The sequence below is a fragment of the Enterococcus sp. DIV0187 genome (assembly GCF_051713785.1).
Classification (GTDB): Bacteria; Bacillota; Bacilli; order Lactobacillales; family Enterococcaceae; genus Enterococcus_A; species Enterococcus_A avium.
Genome location: NZ_JBIOQO010000001.1, coordinates 3,774,942 through 3,798,532, shown reverse-complemented (window position 1 = coordinate 3,798,532; position 23,591 = coordinate 3,774,942). Strand labels below are relative to the sequence as shown.

The following is a 23,591-nucleotide window of genomic DNA, read 5'->3' as shown; positions in this document are numbered from 1 at the left end:
TTAAATCACTCATCTTCTCTTCTTCTTAATACTACTCTCCTTATTTTTCCCATTGTGATTTTTCTGAGACCAATTCTCAATCAAACTCTGGACATAAGCCTCTTTATGCGTAAGCAATCTCTTCTTTTTAGTCTTCTGCGGTTTTGTCGTTGGTGGAGCAGAAACATCGTCTATGGTTTTCGGTGTAACTCTGTCTTTTAACAACGTTTGTGAACTCTGCGATTCTATCACAGGTTCGAGAAAAGATTTCTGGATTTCCAGTTCATCATCTGCTGGTTCTTCCGGCTCTTCTTCAGTAAATATAACACGGATATTTTCCAAACTAACCACATCAGGATGTCCGACGCGAACCATTGTCAGTAAATCTTGATCATTCACCGTACTCAGATCAACACCTGCTGGCACAACGATCTCGATCGTCTTCACTTCTGGTGTTTCTACTTCTGAATTTAAGACACACTCTTCCTGTTGATCTGCTGGTTGTTCCACCTGATCGACTTCTACAACTGTCTCTTTAAATGTCTCTTTTGTTCCCGGACGCTTTGCTTGAATAAATTTTACAAATCGTCTTACACCAGCAGCTGTCTCAAAGAGTGCCACAGTCGTTAGGATTTCCAGAAGTTCAGAAGTTTCTGCCCTTGAGCGTGTTTCGTCTGCATCCGCAATTGTTAAGGTATGCTTTTTACCTGACGCGTCTTCAAAGGCAGAAACGATCCGAAGAGTCAGCGCTGAATTCTGAACCTTCTCTGTTCCAGGAGTATCTAAAAGCTTTTTATTTGAACGAGCTTCTTCGGTTAAACGATAGTATTCCTTTTTGTCGGTAAACAAGCGATGAACGACCTTATCCCAATCTCCGCTTTTTTTGAAATAATCTTTAAAATAGGCGCAGTATTCACGCAGCACATCACTAGGCTCCGCTGTCAGAAACACCTCACAAACCAATTCTTGGCAAAGAAAAGAAAAATCACTAACAACAAGCGAATTTCGTACCATGACAACTACAAGGTATTTAATGAATGTAGCAACATCTTGAGAAAATTTAAAATAGCTAGTAATTTTCGCCTCAAGTGTGGCTCTTTTTACACCAAACAATGTTCTTTGTAATAACGGTTTTTTCTGCTCAATTGTTTTCATTAAGAAATGCTCCTTCCAGCGATGTATGCGCTTTTTTATAATAAAATTATAACATTATCAATAAAACAAAAGTAAATTTAGCATAAATTTGGAGTTATTTACTTTTTTCTATAGAAAAAGAAAAATTATCATTTCCTCTTTTTAGCTGTATTTTATTAACACAATTAAAATCACAAAGCCATTTAACCATAACTTTTCTATGTTCGTTATTAGAACAGAAAAAAAGAACACCTCAAGACAAAATTAAGTCTCAAAGATGTTCTGATTAATGTTTGTGAATCACCATTAAAATCTCTAAAAAAGAACTATTTTAGATGAAATTAACGCTTTAAAACCGCTCTTTTTCTTTACTAATCCAGCCGATAAATCAGACAATCACAAGTTCACAAGCGTAATTTCCCTATTTCTATTTTATCGCTTCGGGATTCATTTCTTGCCATTCTTTGCTTAGGAAATAACGATTATTGATCGTATAATTCTCACCTTGAGAATTAGAGCTCTTCAAAAATGGAGCAATTTCTTTATCTGCCGCCAGCCAGCCCTTCCATCCTAAATGAATCGTATCTTGCATAAAGTAGGGCGTATTTTGCTGAGTTGAGTAGTCAGCGATATTGGTAAAGCCCTGCGATGTTAATTGGTATTTGATTTTAGCAGAAAATTGCTGCAGCATCTCATCAGAAAGACCCGTAAATTTTGCCCAGCGGCCATTGACTGGTGGAATGATAAAGAGTACCTTCGCATGCTTTTTCGCTAATTGATCAAGCGCCAATTGAAAATCGGAAAACTCTGGAGAATAGCGATAATCCCATTTTCGTTGCGAATTGGCAAATCGATCCATATGTGGTTCGATCCTGCGTTTAAAGAAATGCTGTTGAATCCCAAATTCATTTCCTTGGGTCGCCTGCTTGCCTAAACGATTGGCTAACTGATTCAATTTATGGGGATCATAATTTTCAGGCAGTGCTTTGACATTTTTATCGATAGCCTTCTGCTTACTAATCATGCCGATTGTACTGAACAATTCGTCCTCTCGTTCTAACATGTTTAATTTTAGTCTGCTGAAGGTGACATCCGTTTGGTCTGGTAAATTTCCCGCCATCACTGCATCTAGCATTCTTTCTAACCGTTCATCTTTTCTTACCACTCCATAGTGAGTCAAGCGTTGAGCCAAATATTTATCACTAGATTGAACTTTTTTGAGATTCATTAGCCAAGTCAAGGTCTGCTCTGGGGAATAATAGGCATCAAAGTAATCACGTTTGATCCCATTTTTAACAAACCATTGTGGGGAAATGATGAATACAACCTTGCGATCCTTCAACTCATTTCCCAATGACTGCATCATCATAAATTGAGTCAATGATTGGGTTCCAGGCGCTCCCATCAAAAAAGGCGTGTAGCCGCGATCATACTTTTCGGCTAAGACCGATGGATGGAAGGGACTGATTCGGCTCAATTCAGAAGAGCCGAAAAATGGGACGTAATGATCGGTACTTAGAGCTTCTTTTGTAATACTGTTTCCTCGCAAAACATTTCCAGCCATTGAACTTGAAGCAGCTTTGATCAGCTTTGGATCATTGCTGTTGATTTTAAATGGGGAAAAAAACAGAAGAACCAATAATACTGCCGCTAAAAGAATCGGCCCAAAGATACCGAAAAGTTTCTTTTTCATTAAGCCTGTAAAGCTTTCACTTGTTCAATAATTTTATTTGGTGTGTTCCATTGCGCGCGGTCAAACTCTGAAACAGGTACTTGCACATCTAACTGTCCTTCAATTTCAACCAATAGCTGAACGGTTGCTAGGGAGTCCATCAATCCTTCCTCGAATAAATCTACCTCAGGATTTTCTCGAACTTCCTCTGTTCCTGTGATATCTTCTAAAATACTAAATAATGTGTCTTCCATGTTACTCGCTCCATTTCGTTTTTTTGTAGTCTAGTTGTTTATCTTCCTAGAAAGAAATTGTGAAATATTAATTTATCCAAAAAACCTGAGAAGATCAAAAAGCTCAAGCAGACGGCGTTGAAGGTTAAGAAAATCGCCAACGCGTGGGTAAATTTATTGGATGGAATCTGCTTCTTGTGTTTCTTCTTGAATCGCAGCCACGCATCTGTCAAACAAATCAATGCGGCATGATAGAAGCCATACAAGATGTAATACCAAGTCAAGCCGTGCCAAACGCCCATGATCAGGAACAAAGCAAAGTAGCCGACATTTGACGCGACGATCCGACTCTTGAAGGTTTTCTTTTTAATCAAGGTGAACATCAAACGCATATAAATATAATCGCGAAACCAAAAGGACAAGGTCATGTGCCAACGATTCCAGAATTCTTTGATGTTCCAGGATAAGAACGGCTTATTAAAGTTCGGTGGTGTCTCATATCCCATCAGCTTGCTGGTACCTACTGCGAACAGGCTGTAGCCAGCGAAATCGAAGAACAAATACATACTATAGACATACATATAGCCGACTAGGCCCCAAGAAATACCACCATGCTGCATCGCCATTCGATCAACGATTGGCAGCAGCACTTGACCAAAATAATAGCCGATTACAAATTTATATAAAAAGCCGACAAAAATATCGTGAACACCAGCGCCTAATAAATCGACGTATTTTTCTGGTGTAGGCGGCTCCTTCAAATCCTTTTCAAAGCGGCGATACCGATCGATCGGACCAGAGGAAATCGTTGGGAAAAACAGCAGGAACTTGATATAGTTCAACGGGCTGTATTCCTTGATCATCCCATCCCGCATTTCCATGATGATCTGAACCGATTTAAAGGTCAGATAAGAAATCCCTAAAAATCCAAAGATGGAGTTTTCTCCATCTATAAATGGGGTGATCTTAACTAAAATCAAAGGAACGATACTTAAAAATACGGCTAAGTAAAAGATGCCCGCTTGATTCTTGTTTTTACGATAATGGTTGTAACACCAAACAAGAATACTTTGGAAGATCACGTAGCCGATCAATGCCAGCCCTTGGCGATAATCCTTTCCGCCAAAAGAAACATACAAGAAGAACAGTGTGATCAGTGACTGGTACCAGCCGATTCGTTTACCGCGAAGCAGTAAGCTTAAAATTAACGGTAGCAGCGCCACAATCAAAATAATGAAATAAATCGGTGACGCATAAGGGACCATGTGAGGAATCAACATCAGCTATTCACCTCGTTAATTAGTCGCTTGCGATCAATTTTGCCGTTTGCCGTCCGCGGTAATTGATCGACATAGACAAATTTTTGCGGAATCATGTAGTCCATGACAGCTTCCGCTAATTCTTCTTTCACTGCCTTGCTTAGCTGATACGTTTTCTCAAAGTCATTGTCATTGGCAACAACATAAGCGACTAATTGCTGAACCTTGTGGTCTTGATACTTGGGAACCACTGTCGCCTGCTTAACATAAGAAACCTGTTCTAAATGATGATCGATGTCTTCCAATTCGATTCGAAAGCCGTGCAGCTTCACTTGAAAATCAATCCGTCCTTCATATAGCAGTAACCCATCCTTCTGAAGTCTTCCAGCATCTCCTGTACGATAAGCAGGAACGCCATCGATCTTGAAAAAGGCAGCTGCCGTTTTTTCTGGATTATGCATGTAGCCCTTTGAAACACTCGGACCTTTAATAATGATCTCCCCGGCAATGCCGTCTGTTACTGCTCGATTTCCGTCATAAATCAGGACTTCGGTATCTTCTTTGATATAACCGATCGGCACACGATCATATTTGCTTAACACCTCTTCAGTCACTTCAATTTGCGTCATGGCAACCGTTGCTTCCGTTGGCCCGTAAGTATTAAAGACCTTCGCATGCGGAAAGCGACGTAATAACTCTTCTGCCGTCTTTCTTGGCAGCTCCTCTCCACAGAATTGGAAAATCTTCAGTGAAGGCACCCGTTCGCCATCAAAGGTCTTCTCCATTAGACAGATATCCATGAATGACGGTGTTGATACCCAGACCTCCAAAGCTAAATTTGGTAAAAAGTTGAATAATTTCTTGAAATCATTGATCACTGCTTTTTCCATCGGAATTAATGTTCCACCGCTGCAAAGTGCAGGATAGATACTCATAACGGATAAATCGAAGGAATAGGGTGCCTGCGATAAAAAACGCATGCCCGCTTCGATCTCAAAATCCTTTAGATTCCAATTTACAAAACTCAATAAATTTTTGTGACTAATCTGAACACCCTTCGGTACCCCAGTCGTTCCAGAAGTGAAGATGATATAGAAGGTTTCATCGCCCATCACTGGCTGCAATTTTTCATATGCATGTTCTGTTGTAAAAATCTCAGCTAGTTTTTCAGGCGACACGACTGGAATCGTCACGTTTAATTCTTCTGGCCAAGGCAAAACACTTAAAATCATTGCTGGCTGTGCTACCTTTAGGATCAGTTGGATACGATCCAATGGGGTAGTTGATTCAATCGGAATATAGGCATGTCCGCTTTTGGCCGCTCCTAAGAAACTGGCAAGCATAGCAAATTCCAATTCTCCGAAGACAACAATCGGTGTTTTAGCTTCTATATTTTGATTCAAATAGTGTGCTAAGTTATCTGACCACTGACGTAATGTTTGATAACTGAATTCTTCCTTTTCTGATTGATAAGCGAGTGCCTCTGGCTTTTCATTAGCCCATTGGTCAATCGCTGTAATGATATTTTGCATGTTGGTCCCCCTCCCGTTCAGTTTAAGAACGAACTCTTTTCAATCGATTAAAATTCGTTATAGATAAAATTACCGCCTTGGATACTCTTGTAATGGTATAAGTAAACGAGTATTAAAAGGACGGCAAAGTAGAAAAGCGTCTTTCCAATAAAACTTAACCAGTAACGAGTAGCGGGGCGTTTAAAAAATTTCTTCATCCGATCGCCCTCTCCCTTTTATTTAGTACTCATTATAGGAGGATGCCAAAAATCTACCATTTGTTTTTCTTACATATACCGCTTTCAAACGAACAGTTTTGTCACATTGGTATCCACGGCGTTTAGAGCATTTTTTTAAATGGAAAAACTGCCTGCTATCATTGGTTTTCTGCCAATGTAACTAGGAAGATTACTAGACGAAAAAACAGGATATACCGAATATCGATACATCCTGTTCTTAAGATTTTATGAAAGCTTTTTCTGATATACGCACGTTGCCCAATAAAATAGCGCATAGACCACCAGCATCAGTCCACAAAACAGATAAACAAATCCATAGTTGGCATTTTTGGCAATGTGAGAAATGACCGAGATAGCTAACATACTATGAATCAGAGCCAAAATCGCTGGAATAAAGAAAACCACTCGATTTTCACGTTTAATTTCTTGATAAATTGTTTTATCAGGTATTCCCATTTGTCGTAATAAACCATATTTCTTTCGCTTTTGCTTAAACTCAGAAAGCTGCCGCAGTGTGACCATACTTGCTGTCACAATGATAAAGGTGGTGGTCACAAAGGTCACTACGAACAGCACCAACCCCATACTGCTGCGAGTCATTCGATAAACTTCCTGATACGAGGTATACTCGGAACGATATACCGTCGACCCATCTTTATTAGTTCCTTCTCCTTCTACAATATCTCCGACAATCTGTTCATTTTTCCAAGTCAGATCATAATGTATCGGATAATCCCAATCGCCCTTCAGGTTTGCACGAATAACCTGATTCAGCTTATTCTCAAAACGATCTTCTACATCGATCACCTCTAACGCATAAGAAATGCCTGATAATTCATCAAAAAGTTCATCAGAAACGACAATCATTCCCGTACCATATCGCAAGCTCGTATCACCAAAAAAATTGGGGTGCGTTTCTTGAACCTTTAGCTTCTGACTTTTCAAATATATGATTTTACTGTAACGAGCATAATCATTCAGATAACGCTGATAGGAGCTCAAAACAACTGTCGAATCAGCAGACTTTAACTGAATATTCTGCAAGGTAGGATTGGTTTTTCGAAAAGCCAGATAATCAGATATCGAAACGACATCCGTAATTTCCGGCTGAGAATTTACACCCTCTCCAGAAATTGCTACGCTTTGTTTGGCTGGCACTGCTTTTAAGTGTAAGGTCTGCCGTTGATAAGGAGCAACGCTTTGCAGCTTCGGTTCTAGCTTCTGATAGCTTTGTTGTGTCATCATTACAGAGGCCGGAGCAATTTCATCAACTAAACGCATTTGTAGTGACACAAGTGCCGCCATTCCCCCTAAAATCGCCAATGCTAAACCTAACGCAACTGTGATAGAACCCAAAAAACGCCATTCACTAAATAATCGTAATTGCCATTCGCTTCTTGATAGCATTCCCAAATTTTTGTTTAAGCGCTTTGGCCGATAGGAATTATACCAGCGCAATGTAAAAGCAAAAAATAAATAGCTGCCAAATACACATAGTAAAAAGATCAAGCCCATTAACAAAGCATTGCCTCGAAGCAAGCCGAAACGATCACTGGCTGTCCGGGAAAAAACAACATAGGTCATCGCCATTCCCCAGCCGCCCAATAAAAATAGAGCACCAATACTACCGGCGATTTTCTGCGGCAAAGATACCTTCATCGCTTGAATTTTACGTAAGCGAAGCGTCTTTAAATGTGAAAACTTAGACCCTGATACCAGCCATAAAATCTGGAAAGAAACAACCGCCAATATAAAGAGCACCACTAAGCCAGTTGCTATGATCGCATCGGTCGAGAAAAAGAAATGCACTCTTAGCGGCAGGTCCATAGCTTTCACAAGAATCATACTAAACAGCTTAGAAAGCAAAACTCCAACACCGATCCCGATTACAAAAGAAAAAATCCCGATAAAGAAAATTTCTAAAATGAACCAGAGACAAATCTGATAGTAGTTCAATCCATATAAATGGAAGATGCTGATATCCTTTCGTCGATTTTCTATAAAAAAACGATTGGTATTCGTCATAAAAAACAGCAAAATCAGTACAACCGCAAAACTGCCGAAGCCTAACATCCCAACTAGCTGTGTATTTTTTCCAGCACTGCGAATTAAAGGCTGCTCATAGGTCATCGCTGTAAAAGAATAATAAACCATTACTGCAAAAATCAGACTGAAGAAAAAAATCAAATAGTTCGACAACTGCTTTTTAAAGCTTCGCCAAACGATTTTAATCAGCATTGGCTTTTCCTCCTCCGCCGATCGTTGCCTGCATATCAATGACCTTTTCAAAAAAATCCTTGCGAGAAGAACGACGGACAATTTCAGAGAAAAAACGCCCATCTTTAATAAACAATACTCGGTTACAATAACTAGCAGTGTAAGGATCATGGGTCACCATTAAGATTGTGGTTTCCTCATGAAGATTCACCTCATCTAAATAATTCAAAAATTCTGAAGCAGACTTAGAGTCTAAAGAGCCCGTGGGTTCATCAGCAAACAAAACCAATGGACGGCTGATCAAAGCGCGGGCCGCTGCTGTTCGCTGCTGCTGCCCGATGGATATTTCTTCCGGGTAACGTGCTAAGATCTGCTCAATCTTCAAAATTTTCGTCAACCGAAGCACCCGTTCTTCAATCTCTTCATTAGAGAGCTTACTGACAGTCAATGGCAAAATAATATTATCCTTGACTGTTAAACTATCGATTAGATTAAAGTCCTGAAAGATAAATCCTAAATTCTCCCGCCGAAAATCCGTCAAACGAGCCTCTCGCATCTGGGTAATATCTGCTCCGTCGATTTTAACGGAACCCATTGTCGGCAATAAAATTGTGGAGAGGATATTCATCAAGGTCGTCTTCCCAGCTCCACTAGGTCCCATAATACCGATGAACTCGCCTTTTTCTACACTGAAGTTCAGGTCATTTAAAACCGTGACTTTATTGTTTCGTGTGCCAAAGCTTTTACTAAGATGCTGCACATCGATCATTTTTTTCATGAGTGCCTCCTTATTCGTTTTAATGTAATTATTTTTTCTAAAAGAAAAAATTAGGTTGATTCGAATGCCGTATATCATTCAACTAAAGTGTTCAATCAATGTATTAGCTAATTTTGATAATTTCTTTTTTGCCTATATCTCCTGCAAAAAGTTGAACTGACATCCTTATTCGTTTTAATGTAATCATTTTTTCTAAAAGAAAAAATTAGGTTGATTCGAATGCCGTATATCATTCAACTAAAGTGTTCAATCAATGTATTAGCTAGTTTTGATATTTTCTCTTTTGCCTACATCTCCTGCAAAAAGTTGAACTGACATCCTTATTCGTTTTAATGTACTATTTTTCTCAAATAGAAAAATGAGTTGGCCCTTGTCTGACGCAGCAGTGATCAACATATTCAAAAAATTAATATGACGAATACTTATTTTTAATATCTAAATTTTTTTCTTTATGGTATCATATTTGAGGCGGATTCCTATGTGAAACGTCCTTCAATAGTCTTACAATTTTTTCACTTTTTTGGAAAAATATTTTTCAGTTATTTTATCATAAAGGGAAGCTTGACCTCATCAGTTTTCTTATATCTTTCAGTAAACGAGCACACTATATATAGTGTGCTTTTCTTTTTTTGACAAAAAATAATACTATATATCGTTGCAACAAACTCAGAAATGCTATATGATTGATAATGAACTTTAAAGGAAATGGAGTGTTTGCAATGATGGAAATCCACACAAAAGATTCGTTGTTCAACGAATATCAACCGTCGCTAAAAAATATTAAGGTCGTAAAACGTGATGGTCGTCACACAGCATTTGATGATCAAAAGATTTATGATGCTTTAATCAAGGCAGAAACGAAAATTAAAGGATCTGTTGATCCATTGGCTCATGAACGTATCCAGTCAATCGTTGAGCGTGTAGATGCAGAAATTTCAGAACGTTTTACTAGCGATATCAAAATATATGAAATCCAAAACATCGTGGAGCATACATTATTAGAACACAACGAATATGAATTAGCGGAAGAATATATCAATTATCGGACGCGCCGCGACTTCCAGCGCAGCAAAGCCACCGATATCAACTTTACGATCGGAAAATTGATCAACAAGGATCAAACCGTCGTTAACGAAAATGCCAATAAAGATAGTGATGTCTTTAACACGCAGCGTGATTTAACAGCTGGAATTGTCGGCAAATCAATTGGTTTGAAGATGCTGCCGCCTCATGTGGCGAACGCGCACCAAAAAGGCGACATCCATTATCATGATTTAGATTATCATCCATATACACCGATGACCAACTGCTGTTTGATTGACTTCAAAGGCATGTTGAACAACGGCTTTAAAATCGGGAATGCGGAAGTTGAAAGTCCTAAATCAATCCAAACAGCAACAGCCCAGATCTCACAAATCATCGCCAACGTGGCTTCAAGCCAATACGGTGGCTGTTCAGCAGACCGTACGGACGAATTATTAGCTCCTTTTGCGCGTCTAAATTACGCAAAACACTTAAAAGACGCTGAAGAGTGGATCGATGACCCTGAAAAACAAAAAGCGTTCGCGAAACAAAAAACACGTAAAGATATTTATGACGCGATGCAAAGCTTAGAATATGAAATCAATACCCTATTTACTTCAAACGGACAAACGCCTTTCACTTCTCTTGGCTTCGGTCTTGGAACAGATTGGTTTGAACGCGAAATTCAAAAAGCGATTCTGCAAATCCGAATCGAAGGTCTAGGCAGCGAAAAACGGACAGCGATCTTTCCTAAATTGATCTTTACTTTGCGTCGTGGTACAAACTTAGAACCAAATGATCCAAACTACGATATCAAAGAATTAGCGTTAGAATGTGCAACCAAACGGATGTATCCAGATATCTTGAACTATGATAAATTGATCGAATTAACCGGCAGCTTCAAAGTGCCAATGGGATGCCGCTCATTCTTACAAGGCTGGAAAAATGAACAAGGAGAAGAAGTCAACGCAGGTCGTATGAACCTTGGTGTTGTTACCTTAAACTTACCGCGGATCGCTTTAGAGTCTGGCGGCAACAAAGAAAAATTCTGGTCTCTATTAGAAGAACGCCTGCAAATCGCCAAAGACGCGTTAGTCTTCCGTATCGATCGTTGTAAAGAAGCTACACCAGCAAACGCTCCGATCCTTTATCAATATGGCGCGTTCGGCAAACGTCTGAAACGGACCGATGCGGTTAACGAATTATTCAAAAATAAACGGGCAACGATTTCTTTGGGCTATATCGGACTTTATGAAGTAGCCAGTGTCTTTTACGGCGGCGAATGGGAAAACAATCCAGAAGCAAAAGACTTTACCATTGACATCATGAAAGACTTGAAAGAACACGCCGATGCATGGGGCAACGAATATGGCTACCATTTCAGTGTGTATTCAACACCAAGTGAAAGCTTAACTGACCGCTTCTGTCGTTTAGATACAGAACGTTTTGGTATTGTCGAAAATATTACAGACAAGGACTACTATACAAATAGTTTCCATTACGACGTTCGTAAAAATCCAACACCATTTGAAAAACTAGACTTTGAAAAGGATTATCCTAAATACTGCTCTGGCGGGTTTATCCATTATTGTGAATACCCTGTTCTTCAACAAAATCCAAAATCATTGGAAGCTGTGTGGGATTACGGTTACGATCGCATCGCCTATCTAGGAACGAATACACCAATTGACCACTGCTACGAATGTGGCTTCGAAGGTGACTTCAAACCAACCAAACGTGGCTTTGAATGCCCACAATGCGGCAATCACGATCCAAAATCATGTGACGTAGTCAAACGGACTTGCGGATACTTAGGAAACCCTCAAGCACGTCCAATGGTGCACGGACGTCACGAAGAAATCGCCTCACGTGTAAAACACATGTAAAAAAAAACTCAACGAACATTCTTCGTTCATTGAGCCAAACAGAAATACGATTGACAGGGACGGCGCTCTTTGCCGCTCCCTGTTTTACTTGAAAGGGGAAAAATATGCGTAATCCTAAACCAAAAGAATGGCTGGCCAGCGAGTTGAGCCAACAATATATCGCAGACTACAAGGCCTTCAACTTTGTTGATGGCGAAGGCGTCCGTAATAGTCTTTACGTCAGTGGCTGTCCCTTTGCCTGTGAAGGCTGCTTCAACGCGGCTTCGCAAAATTTTCATTACGGCAAGCCTTTCACTCAAGAATTAGAAGACCAGCTAATTGCGGATACCGCTCATGACTATGTCCAAGGTGTGACCTTCTTAGGTGGTGAACCCTTCTTAAATACGCAGGTCTGCTTAAAAGTTATCAATAGAATTCGCGCTGAATTCGGCGATACGAAGGACATCTGGTCTTGGAGCGGCTACACCTTTGAAGAACTGTTGTTAGACAGCGATGATAAGCTAGAAATGCTAAGCAAGATCGATATTTTAGTTGACGGTCGTTTCGAACTCTCAAAGAAAAACTTGATGCTACAATTTCGTGGCAGTTCCAACCAACGCATCATCGATGTAAAAAAATCATTGGCTAAAGGTGAAGTCGTCATTTGGGAGAAGCTTCATGACTCCGAAAAAGCTTTCGAGCAAATCAAAAAGAGCGAACTAATTTGAACGCTCTTCCCACAAAGGCAACACAATATTTTCAAATGCAATGGGATCAAGATTAGTCAGAGTAATTCCGACTAAGCGGATCCCTTTTTCTACGCCGCCAATCTCCTCCCAAATCAAACTGGCCTGTGAAAACAAGTCTTCTTTCTTTTCTATGTAATAAGGCAAAGTGACCCGCCGTGTGACTGTCGTGTAATCCGCATAGCGAACTTTAAGAACAACCGTCTTGCCGTGACGCTGTACGCGTTTTAAGGAGGCCTCGACTTTTTCCGCCAATTGTCTTAACTGACTTAACACCTCATCATCTGTCGATAACGGGCGTCCATACGTATGTTCTTTCCCGACAGACTTTCGTTCACGCGTGATACTAACAGGTGAATCATGGATTCCCCGTACCTTTCGATACAAGGAATAGCCCATCTTGCCGAATTCTTGAATCAGGAACATTTCACTCTTCTCGTACAAGTCCGCTCCAGTAAAAATTCCCAGCTCATTCATTTTAGGAACAGTCTTCTTCCCTACGCCATGAAATTTCTCAATCGGCAAACGTTTTAAAAAGACGACGGATTCCTCTGGCGAGATTACTGTCATTCCCTGAGGCTTTTGGTAATCCGAAGCCAGCTTGGCCAGGAACTTATTGTAGCTGACTCCAGCAGAACAGGTTAATTGCAGCTCCTGCCAAATCTCTTGCTGAATCAGACGAGCAATTTTGATGGCCGAACGCGCATTGATCTTATTTTCCGTTACATCCAGATAAGCTTCATCGATCGACACCGGCTCAATAATATCCGTATAGCGATGAAAAATTTTTCGAACCTGTTGTGAAACAGCACTGTACTTAGCATGGTCACCAGGCTTAAAAATAGCCTGAGGACACAATTCATACGCCTTCTGGGCACTCATCGCCGAATGAATCCCATAAATCCGAGCCTTGTAATTCGCCGTCGTCACGACACCCTTGCCGCCAGTATCAGAAGGATGACGAGCGATTACTAAAGGATGCTTCGCCAGTTCCGGATCGTCCCGTTCCTCGACGGAGGCAAAAAAAGCATCCATGTCAATATGGATAATTTTTCGCGATGTATCATTTTTCAAAGGAAAAACCAAATCTGCCATTCTGCTCTCCCCTTCCTATCTTATCTTCATTATAACCGAACGTCTGTTCAGAGACAATTATTCCCACTAGAAGATAGAAAAACATAATTTCTGCAAAAAAAAGAACAACCTGTCCTATCAAAAACAATAGAAACAGCGTTGTCCGAATAAGTTTTTTAAGTCAATTACCTTATCTCTCGATTAAGTTCACTTTGCGAATCATCAGCTTGTCTGCCGATCCGCGTTGGAACTCCTGCGGCTCACCAAAAATTTCAGCATAGATGACCTTGTTGTGCTCCCGCCGCCTTAGCTGGTAGATGATCTTTCCAGTATCCTCCAGCTCCTTCATCATTTCTGTCACACCGCCAAAGCCGGTTTTCTTCGTGATAAAACCAGTCGCCACCATGCGTTCATCCAAATAGCGCGCCGAAATCACCGAACCTTTGGCTAATGTTGTTCTTAGAGCTGTCGCTAATTCCTCTAATTCTTCAGGAACAGGTAATTCTCGTTCCACTGGTTGATATAACGTATCTCGCAAGGTATTTAACTCCTCTACTAAGGCTTCATACTGTTCCTTAGTCAGCATCACACCAGCGATTTTTTCGCGGTTAAAAATATAAACCCCGGTCTCTGCTTTACGAGCTTGAGCAAAAACATCCATTGGTGATTTTTTTACTTCTGTAATTGAAGATGTCGGAACATCTAACTTTCGCAATCCCATTCTGCTCTCCTCCTACTTCCTAGCCCTTCAAATGAAAGAACTACCCCTTATTTTCAACTGTATCCCCTTCTACAAATCACGCGAATGTTCAAGAAACACGTGAAATAGAATGACACTCTTATCGTAGTCCTCATCATTATAGCATAACCTTTCTTTAAGAAAAATCTTGATCCAATTTTCCTCAATCAGATAATAAAACCGTCTGATATCTCTCTTGAATCAATAAAGAAGAGTCTAAAGTAGGCGTCGTTTTCAACGCAACTTGATGACTTGCAACCACAATGTTTTTCAAAGCCAAAGCCAGCCCTTCATTTTGACAATTCCTTAGCATCGGAATTTGCCGCTTTACTTCCCTACTAAGATGATCATAACTTGACGGAACCGGTCCCTGCTTCCATTTTAAATTGAAGAGTAGTATTGGAAGTCCTTGAGATAGTCCAAAGAAAAGATCAAAAAGCTTTACGTTGAATGTACTCCTTAATAGTTCGCCTTCCAAAGCAATCGTTTCTTCAATAATTCTACTCGCCTTCCTGACTTCCTGATATAAATCAGTCTGATATTGTTGGTGGCAATGGTAAAACTCAGTAAAGCTTTGAAAATGATAGCGCAAATGATCAAAGAAGAAAAACTCTGTTAAATTTCCCTGTAAATCGAATTTTTCAACGAATCGGCTGATTAGTACTTTATCTGGATACAATACCTGGTTCACTGAAGGTGTTGGTTGATCTTTATAATACTGTTCGATTTGCTGATAGACCTCGCCTTCTTCAAAATAATAAAAATCTCTCAAATAGCGTAATTGTAACAATAAAATGATACCTGGATCACCTAAAAGCCTGCCTGCTCGTCGATTTACCCAAAGGTTCAAATGAATCAGTTGTCGATTCAATTCTCTCATTTTTGTGTAATCTGTGTCAGCAGAAGTCTGTTGCCAAAGAAATTGTTTGAAAAGTTTAAAGCGTGGATCTTCTGTTAACACTTTCCGATGAAGCTCTAAGAAATTTGGATGGTGCTGCCGATTAATTCGCCATGGTTTTCCTTTTATCACATAGCCCTTTTGCTGTAATTCATCACTATAACGCATCGCTGTTCGAATACTCACCTTTAGTTGCTTAGCCATTTCAGTAATCGTGTACTGTTCTTTATTTATTAATTCAAGTAGCTGCAAATAGCCCTGGGTTTTCTTTCTTATTATAAATTGCCAAATCATGCCTTGTGTCTCCTCTTTTACTCATTGAATTTCCTCTTCTTTAAAAATAACATAAATGGACACAAAGTTTTTTATCAACTTTTTTTCAAAAAAAAAAGCGTCTGAATTCTCAGACGCGTAAAGTCATAGCATTTATCGCCACAATAATCGTACTTAAGGACATTAAAATCGCACCAATAGCGGGACTCAGTAAAATTCCGATAGGTGCTAAAATACCCGCCGCTAAAGGGATTGCTAAAATATTATAACCGGCACCCCACCAAAGATTTTGTATCATTTTACGATGTGTTTTCTTCGCCAAACGGACAAATTTTAAAATATCCTGTAAATTGCTATTGGTCAACACAACGTCAGCTGAATCAATCGCAATATCAGTTCCAGCACCGATCGCCATTCCGATTGTCGCTCTAGCTAAAGCAGGAGCATCATTGATCCCATCTCCTACCATCATGACTTTCTTACCATCATCGGTGTAGCGTTTAATAATTTTTTCTTTATCGTCTGGTAATAGCTCGCCAAAAAATTCTTTAAGACCCAGATAATCAGCCACTGCTTTTGCAGCCTCTTGATTGTCTCCAGTCAGCATAACAGGTTCGATTCCAGCATTACGCAAGTCTTTGATAAACGCTTTGGCTTGTGGCTTTATCGAGTCTCCCATCGCAAAGAAAGCAACCAGCTCTTCATCAATTAATAGGAAGGAAATCGTATTTCCCTGTGCTTGGTACTCCTTCAATTTTTCTTGATCAAAGCTCAATGCACGGCGTTCGATTTCTTTTTGATTCGCTAAAATGACCTGATGACCTTCTACTGTCCCGCTTACACCGATTCCCTTTAAGGTCGACACCTCTTGTGCTTGATAAGGGTCAATACCTTCAGCTTTCAAATAATTCATAACGCCAACGGCAAGGGGATGGTTGGTTTGCGCTTCAAGGGCTCCGATATATTTCAGCGCCTCTTCTTTACTTGCCTCTGCCAATTTCTCAATCCCTGTCACCGTAAACTTACCCTCTGTTAAGGTACCTGTTTTATCAAGAAAAACGTAATCTAATTGATTTCCCTGTTCCAAGGCTTGACGACTTTTCAGCAGCAAGCCATTTTTAGCCGCTAATGAGGTGGAACGAGCGATCACTAAAGGAATCGCTAAACCTAAAGCATGCGGACAAGCGATGACAAAAACGGTAACCATTCGATCCAATGCTTGTGGCAAATCCGCTACAAACAGCCAGACAGTAAAAGTTAGAAGCCCAGCAACTAACGCAATGTAGAATAACCATTTCGCTACTTTATCTGAAATTGATTCTAATTTTGATTTTTCCTGCTGAGCTTGCTGTACCATTGTCATGACCTTGGCAAGGTAACCATCTTCGCCAGTGCCAGTGACCTTTACTCTGATCGTACCATCACCGTTGACCGAACCGCCAATGACTGTGTCACCGACGTTCTTTTGAACACCTTTGGATTCACCGGTCACAGCCGATTCATCGACAATCGTTGTCCCTTTGATGATCTGTCCATCGGTCGGCATTTTATCTCCAGCACGAACTAAGAGCATGTCACCACTCTTGATCTCCTGAAGCTTGACCTTTTGTGTGGAGCCATCTTCTTGGATCTGATTCACCTCGTCCGGCAGTAACTCTGCTAACTTCTTCAAGGCATTGCTGGCATTGGATACGGCGTTCATTTCGACCCAATGACCTAAGAGCATAATGACAATCAATGTTGCCAACTCCCAGAAGAAATCCATCACGTGCTCATGAGGATTCAGCTTATTTGCAATAAAGGAATACAAACTATAAATGTAGGCAACTGTAATCCCCATCGCAATCAAGGTCATCATAGCTGGACTCTTCATCTTCAGCTCCATTTTCGCCCCACTCAAGAAGGGCTGACCGCCGTAAACAAACAAAACCGTCGCTAAAACTAAAACAACCCATTCAGAACCCGGAAAAGTAAATTGGAAGGGAAGCTGCATTCCCATCATCGGTGAAAGAACGATGATCGGGATCGATAAAACAAGTGAGAGCCAAAATTTTTGTTTGAAATTCCCCATATGCATCGAATGATCCATGCCTCCATGCGCCATCTCGTGATGGTCATGTCCGTTCATTTCCTGATTCATATTGTGATGATCGTGTCCATTCATTGAATGATTCATTTCGTAATGATCATGCTTGGAATGGTCCATTTTCATCGATTCATCCATTTGATCTCCTTGTTTCATGTTGCATGCCTCCTATTTTTTACAGCATTCTTATCCTGAGAGAATTACTTTCTGTTAAAGCTTCTTTTGATTCAAACTAAGAGAATTGAGCAGCACACTGACCGAACTAAAGGCCATCGCACCGCCGGCAATGATAGGATTCAAAAAGCCTAAAGCAGCAAAAGGAATCCCAATCACATTGTATAAAAACGCCCAGAATAAATTTTGCTTGATTTTTCTTAAGGTTACTTTGGATAGATGAATACTCTTTTCAACCGACAAAAGATCGCTGTTCATTAAGGTAATATCGGCGGTCTCCATCGCGATATCTGTACCACTGCCCATGGCAATGCCGATATCTGCTAAAGCCAATGCAGGCGCATCATTGATCCCATCGCCGACCATCCCGACCGATTGACCATTAGACTGAAGCTCTTTAACAACCTGAGCCTTATCCTCCGGTAAAACTTCCGCAACGATATCTGACGCCTGTAAGCCAACCTGTTCACCAATATATTGCGCTGTCTGAGGATTATCACCTGTCAGCATTTTTACCTTGATTCCTGATTGATGAAGAGCAGCAATAGCGGCTTTAGAAGACGCTTTGACTTGATCCGTTACCGAGATCATTGCCAGCATTTTCGTACTGTCAGTTAAGAACATCACCGTTTTTCCTTCTTCTTCTAACGCTAACACACGATCTTCAGGAAATGAAATGTTTCGCTCGTTCAAGCCGCGTTTTGAACCAACAAAATAGGATTGCCCATTGATTATGCCGGTAACTCCTTGCCCTGTTAAGCTCTCAAAATTGTCGACTGGCATGATTTCAACCTGATCTTTTCCATAATGATAGATTGCTTTTGCCAAAGGATGCTCTGAATGCTGTTCTAGACTTGTTAAATAAGCCAAGGCCTGCGGATCCACTGCTTCAAAATCTGCTACTACTGGCTTGCCTTCTGTAATCGTTCCAGTTTTGTCCAAAACGATTGTTGTCAGGTGAGCAATTTTTTCTAACGCGCCGCCGCCCTTAATCAGAATTCCTGATTTCGCGCCTAAACCCGTTCCTACCATAATAGCTGTCGGTGTCGCTAAACCAAGTGCACATGGACACGCAATCACCAGCACAGAGACGCTATGGACGATGGCCTGTTGCCAATCACCAGTCACTAAACCGGTCGCGAGCAACGTAAGTAATGCCAATCCCAATACTGTCGGAACAAAAATACTAGAGATTTTGTCCGCGATCTGCTGGATCGGTGCTTTTTCACCCTGCGCATCCTCCACCATCCGGATAATCCGTGAAAGGACGGTCATACTGCCGACTTGTGTAGCACTAAATTGAATGCTGCCTGTGGTATTAACGGTGCCACCAAACACTTGATCGTCTACCTGTTTATCCACTGGCAAGCTTTCCCCGGTAAGCATGCTTTCATCAATCGTTGTCTGTCCTTTTAAAATCTTTCCATCTACCGGAATTTGTTCTCCAGGACGAACCCTCAAAATGTCACCAACCTGTACATCTTCGATTGGTACTTCCTTTTCTTCGCCTGCCACAATAATCATTGCCGTCTTGGCTTGCAGACTCATTAACTGCTTGATCGCATCACTGGTCTTGGTCTTAGCTTTTTGTTCTAAATACTTCCCTAACAAGATCAAGGTGATAATCATGCCGCTGCTTTCAAAATACAGATCTGAATTGTGAGGATTGAAGAAACCATTATACACACTTAACGCAAAAGCAGCCGAGGTTCCCATCGCTACCAGCACATCCATATTCGGAGCTTTGGTTTTCAACGCATGATATGCCCCGCGATAAAAACGCTGCCCAACACCAAATTGCACAGGTGTCACTAGAATTAATTGAACTAATGGAAGGTGTAAAAAGTGTACCCAGCCTGCATGACTGCCTAAAAGCATCGCGATCATGGCAATCATCAAAGGAGCTGTTAGTACCGCACTTAAAATCAAATCCCGCTTCATCTTTCTAAGATAAGCAGCTTTTTCTTCTTGGATTTTTTGCTTATGCGCCTCATCAAACAAAATCGCGCCATAGCCAATAGACTCAACTCGTTGAATTAAATTTTCCGCCGTCAAGTTTCCATCAAACTGAACGGTTGCCTTTTCCGTTGCCAGATTCACATTCGCCTCTAGCACACCTTCTGTTGCTTTCAGCTCCTTCTCTACTCGAGCAGAACAATTGGCACAGGTCATGCCAGTGATGGCAAATGTTTCTACTGTCGTGTCTGCCAATTAGATCACCTCAGTTTCATACCCAGCTTCAGTCACTGCTGCAGCAATTTGGTCTGCGGAAACTTGCGCTTCATCGAATTTAACAACGCCTTGATTCTTCTTTAAATTGATTTTGACCTTATCGATCCCATCTAATTGATTAATTGCCTTTTCCACGTTTGCCACGCAGTGATTACAGCTCATTCCGTTGATTGCAAATTGTTTTTTCATAATAATAATCTCCCATTCCTATTTTTTTATGGCTGCTGCCAATTATCTATGATGATTGCATTCACACTGACCGGGAATACAATTGCATTCGATCGTGGCTACAGTTTTTTTATTAATTAACTGCGCTTTGATCATTTCCACATCTGCATCTGTCAGTTCCGCTTCCGCAACTAACTCAGCGATTGTTTCGCCGATTCGTTTCGCACAAATATGAGAAAACAAATTTTCCGTCGCACTTTTGACCGTTTCGCCTTCACTGATTGCCGGATAATAAATGTATTTTTTCCCAGCTTGCTCTGTCCGTACTGCTTCTTTTTTTACCAATCGACCCAGCAATGTTTTGATCGTCGCTGGTTTCCAATCCATGGTTTGTCCTAAAATATCAATAATTTCTTGTGCTGTAGTAGATTCCTGCGTCCAAATCACCCGCATGACTTCCCACTCCGAGTCACTGATTTTGATCGGTGTCACCGTCATTGTCATTACTCTTCGCCTCCTTCGTTTACATTTGTAATCTACAAACACAGTTTACATTTGTAATCTGTTTTAGTCAACTGATAAGCGAAATTTTTTAAAACTACCTCCAACATACACACTACTCATTCATTTTACGAAAAGAGAAACTGGCAGCTAACTCATTCAATTAGGAAATTCATTTTTCCAAAACCAACAAAAATGAGCTTTTTTTCGTTCGCATACCATCATGCTAAACTGGACGTATAAAAATTTCTTTTTCCGTGTTAAACGATCCTCTTTCCATAAAAAAACTGGGAAAAGCATGACTGGCAGCTAACTCATTCAATTAGGAAATTCATTTTTCCAAAACCAAGAAAAATGAGCTTTTTTCGTTCGCATACCATCATGCTAAACTGGACGAATAAAAATTTCTTTTTCCGTGTTAAACGATCCTCTTTCCATAAAAAACTGCGAAAAGCATGACTGGCAGCTAACTCATTCAATTAGGAAATTCATTTTTCTAAAATCAGGAAAAATGAGCTTTTTTTCGTTCGCATACCATCATGCTAAACTGGACGTATAAAAATTTCTTTTTCCGTATTAAACGATTCTCTTTCCATAAAAACTGCGAAAAGCATGACTGGCAAAAAGGCTCTGCAACTAGAAATAGTCGCAAAGCCTTTTCTTCTATATAATCTTATTTCACTCGCAAACAACGCATCGCATTCAACACTGCGATCACTGTCACACCAACATCAGCAAATACAGCGGCGTACATCGTCGCAAAGCCTAAAGCACCTAGCAATAAAACGATGACCTTCACTCCGATCGCAAAAACGATATTTTGTTTCACAATGCCCATCGTCTTGCGAGCAATTTGGATTGCAACCGGAATTTTAGCTGGCTGATCATCCATGATCACGACATCCGCTGCTTCGATCGCTGCATCCGAACCAAGTCCCCCCATAGCGATCCCGATATCTGCTCGAGCTAATACAGGCGCGTCATTCATTCCATCACCGACAAAGGCGGTCTTTTGTTCATCAGACAATTCTGCTTCCAAATGATTGACCTTATCTTCCGGCAACAATTCACTATAGACCTGATCAATCCCGACCTTCTTGCCAATCGCATCTGCGATCATCCGGTTATCACCTGTCAGCATCACCGTCCGCTTCACACCTAAGCTTTTCACTTCTGACAACGCTTCTGTGACATTGTCCTTCAGTTCATCAGCAATTAATAGATGTCCAATGTATTTTCCATCCATTGCCACATAAACGATCGTGCCAATTTCATTGACTGCTTGGAAGGGAATATCATATTTCGCTAACAGCTTTTCATTCCCGACTAAGAAATGATGCCCTTCAATCTCAACGGAAATCCCAAAGCCGGCAATTTCTTCCAATTTACTAACTGGTGATAACGGTTGGTCCACGTACTTCACAATTGATTGTGCAATTGGATGACTGGAGCTTTGTTCAGCGCTGGCAACATAGCGTAAGAAATCCTTTTGATCGATCGTTGTTTCCACCTCTTGAACTTCGAAAACGCCTTTAGTCAAGGTTCCGGTTTTATCAAAGACCAGCGTTTCCACATTCGCCAACGTTTCAATGTAGTTACTTCCTTTAATCAAGATCCCAGCTTTACTAGCACCACCGATTCCGCCAAAGAAGCTCAGCGGTACGGAGATCACCAAAGCACAAGGGCAAGAAATAACTAAGAAAGTCAACGCTCGATACACCCAACCATAAAAAGGTTCACCCATAACTAACGGCGGCACAATTGCTAACAACACGGCCAAACCAACAACGATCGGTGTGTAGTAGCGGGCAAAACTGGTAATAAAGTTTTCCGCCGGCGCCTTTTTACTGCTGGCATTTTCAACTAAGTCTAAAATCTTGCTGACGGTCGATTCACCAAAAGTCGTCGTGACCTCCACCGTCAATTGTCCGCTTTGATTAATGAAACCGCTAAGTATTTGTTCACCCGCATTGATACTGCGTGGGACGGATTCACCAGTCAACGCCGAAGTATCCAGCATCGAACGTCCTTCTTTGACGATCCCATCTAATGGGACCTTCTCACCAGGCTTAACTAAAATCTGATCGCCAACACGAATTGTTTCCGGCGCGACCTTTCTTACTTCGCCATCTTGGATCAAGTTCGCCGAATCAGGACGTATCGCCAATAGGGAACTGATGGATTTTCTTGATTTTGCCACAGCATAATCTTGAAAAAATTCTCCGACTTGGTAAAACAACATCACTGCCACGGCCTCAGGATATTCACCGATCGCAATCGCACCAATCGTTGCCACTGCCATCAAGAAATTTTCGTCGAAGATTTCACCGTGAAAAATATTCGTTATCGCAGTCTTCAAAACATCGTAACCAATCCATAAATATAAAATCAGATAAGCGATGAACTCCCAAGGCATTGTTGGTTTAACAATAACCAACACGCCTAACGCTAAAATTGCCGTAACAATTTGAATGATTTTCCCTTTAGAACTCTCTTCGACTTTTTCTGTTTGCACGCTATTCACTTCAACATCTGGTTCTAATTTGTTCACGACCTCTTTAGCTTCCTCGCAAACCCGCGCGATTTCCTTTTCAGGCGCTTGAATCGTTAGCTTCGTGCTCATAAAATCAACCTGTGCATTCTCGACCCCTTTGATTTGTTGGACGGAACGCTCGATTTTTGCTGCACAGTTAGCACAATCCAATCCATCCAAACGATATACTTTTTCCATGAGATACCCTTCTCTCTAAAATTACATATGAATGATTCTTCATGTATATTATATATGAG

18 protein-coding genes are annotated in these 23,591 nt (G+C 40.8%); 2 read left to right on the top strand and 16 right to left on the bottom strand.

Annotation, left to right across the window (positions count from 1 at the left end; all coding sequences use genetic code 11):
• Positions 1-9: 9 nt before the first annotated feature.
• From IGI52_RS18515 to IGI52_RS18480, 8 genes are all read right to left on the bottom strand, one after another.
• Positions 10-1,134 (bottom strand): hypothetical protein, encoded by a 1,125-nt coding sequence (locus IGI52_RS18515; RefSeq protein ID WP_438782037.1) that lies wholly within the window; start codon positions 1,132-1,134, stop codon positions 10-12.
• A gap of 406 nt (positions 1,135-1,540) precedes the next feature.
• On the bottom strand, positions 1,541-2,806 hold the full coding sequence (gene dltD / locus IGI52_RS18510) for a D-alanyl-lipoteichoic acid biosynthesis protein DltD (protein ID WP_016180883.1): 1,266 nt from the start codon (positions 2,804-2,806) through the stop codon (positions 1,541-1,543).
• The gene (dltC, locus tag IGI52_RS18505) at positions 2,806-3,039 is read right to left on the bottom strand and encodes a D-alanine--poly(phosphoribitol) ligase subunit DltC (protein WP_016180884.1); all 234 of its coding nucleotides are present in this window, start codon (positions 3,037-3,039) and stop codon (positions 2,806-2,808) included. Before dltC ends, dltD begins: the two co-directional genes overlap by 1 nt.
• A 38-nt stretch (positions 3,040-3,077) precedes the next feature.
• Positions 3,078-4,298, bottom strand: a complete 1,221-nt coding sequence (gene dltB, locus IGI52_RS18500; RefSeq protein WP_438782036.1) for a D-alanyl-lipoteichoic acid biosynthesis protein DltB — start codon at positions 4,296-4,298, stop codon at positions 3,078-3,080.
• On the bottom strand, positions 4,298-5,809 hold the full coding sequence (gene dltA / locus IGI52_RS18495) for a D-alanine--poly(phosphoribitol) ligase subunit DltA (RefSeq protein WP_438782035.1): 1,512 nt from the start codon (positions 5,807-5,809) through the stop codon (positions 4,298-4,300). The genes dltB and dltA overlap by 1 nt, the downstream gene beginning before the upstream one ends.
• 47 nt (positions 5,810-5,856) lie before the next feature.
• Positions 5,857-6,006 (bottom strand): teichoic acid D-Ala incorporation-associated protein DltX, encoded by a 150-nt coding sequence (locus IGI52_RS18490; RefSeq protein ID WP_016180887.1) that lies wholly within the window; start codon positions 6,004-6,006, stop codon positions 5,857-5,859.
• 246 nt (positions 6,007-6,252) lie between these two features.
• On the bottom strand, positions 6,253-8,265 hold the full coding sequence (locus tag IGI52_RS18485; RefSeq protein WP_137440146.1) for an FtsX-like permease family protein: 2,013 nt from the start codon (positions 8,263-8,265) through the stop codon (positions 6,253-6,255).
• Positions 8,255-9,022 (bottom strand): ABC transporter ATP-binding protein, encoded by a 768-nt coding sequence (locus IGI52_RS18480; RefSeq protein ID WP_016180889.1) that lies wholly within the window; start codon positions 9,020-9,022, stop codon positions 8,255-8,257. The genes IGI52_RS18485 and IGI52_RS18480 overlap by 11 nt, the downstream gene beginning before the upstream one ends.
• 719 nt (positions 9,023-9,741) lie before the next feature.
• On the opposite strand from IGI52_RS18480, the gene nrdD reads away from it, so the two are divergent.
• Complete coding sequence (nrdD, locus tag IGI52_RS18475; protein ID WP_176673226.1) at positions 9,742-11,931, top strand: anaerobic ribonucleoside-triphosphate reductase; 2,190 nt, start codon at positions 9,742-9,744, stop codon at positions 11,929-11,931.
• A 104-nt stretch (positions 11,932-12,035) separates the two neighbouring features.
• Positions 12,036-12,638: an anaerobic ribonucleoside-triphosphate reductase activating protein gene (gene nrdG / locus IGI52_RS18470; protein WP_016180891.1), complete on the top strand. Its 603-nt coding sequence runs from the start codon at positions 12,036-12,038 to the stop codon at positions 12,636-12,638.
• Here nrdG and dinB read toward each other — a convergent pair.
• From dinB to IGI52_RS18430, 8 genes are all read right to left on the bottom strand, one after another.
• The gene (gene dinB, locus IGI52_RS18465; protein WP_127978562.1) at positions 12,630-13,751 is read right to left on the bottom strand and encodes a DNA polymerase IV; all 1,122 of its coding nucleotides are present in this window, start codon (positions 13,749-13,751) and stop codon (positions 12,630-12,632) included. The two genes, nrdG and dinB, sit on opposite strands and share 9 nt — an antisense overlap.
• Positions 13,752-13,920: 169 nt before the next feature.
• Positions 13,921-14,451 carry a hypothetical protein gene (locus IGI52_RS18460; protein ID WP_010745652.1) on the bottom strand — a complete coding sequence of 177 codons (531 nt, stop codon included), beginning with the start codon at positions 14,449-14,451 and terminating at the stop codon, positions 13,921-13,923.
• A gap of 181 nt (positions 14,452-14,632) precedes the next feature.
• Positions 14,633-15,661: a helix-turn-helix domain-containing protein gene (locus tag IGI52_RS18455; RefSeq protein WP_102872391.1), complete on the bottom strand. Its 1,029-nt coding sequence runs from the start codon at positions 15,659-15,661 to the stop codon at positions 14,633-14,635.
• Positions 15,662-15,770: 109 nt separating this feature from the next.
• Complete coding sequence (locus IGI52_RS18450; RefSeq protein WP_438782034.1) at positions 15,771-17,882, bottom strand: heavy metal translocating P-type ATPase; 2,112 nt, start codon at positions 17,880-17,882, stop codon at positions 15,771-15,773.
• A 54-nt stretch (positions 17,883-17,936) separates the two neighbouring features.
• Positions 17,937-20,111 (bottom strand): heavy metal translocating P-type ATPase, encoded by a 2,175-nt coding sequence (locus IGI52_RS18445; protein ID WP_438782033.1) that lies wholly within the window; start codon positions 20,109-20,111, stop codon positions 17,937-17,939.
• Positions 20,112-20,321: a copper chaperone CopZ gene (gene copZ / locus IGI52_RS18440; protein WP_010745648.1), complete on the bottom strand. Its 210-nt coding sequence runs from the start codon at positions 20,319-20,321 to the stop codon at positions 20,112-20,114.
• Between the two features lie 42 nt (positions 20,322-20,363).
• Positions 20,364-20,804, bottom strand: a complete 441-nt coding sequence (locus IGI52_RS18435; RefSeq protein ID WP_438782032.1) for a CopY/TcrY family copper transport repressor — start codon at positions 20,802-20,804, stop codon at positions 20,364-20,366.
• A gap of 670 nt (positions 20,805-21,474) precedes the next feature.
• The gene (locus IGI52_RS18430; protein ID WP_438782031.1) at positions 21,475-23,532 is read right to left on the bottom strand and encodes a heavy metal translocating P-type ATPase; all 2,058 of its coding nucleotides are present in this window, start codon (positions 23,530-23,532) and stop codon (positions 21,475-21,477) included.
• Positions 23,533-23,591 lie beyond the last annotated feature (59 nt).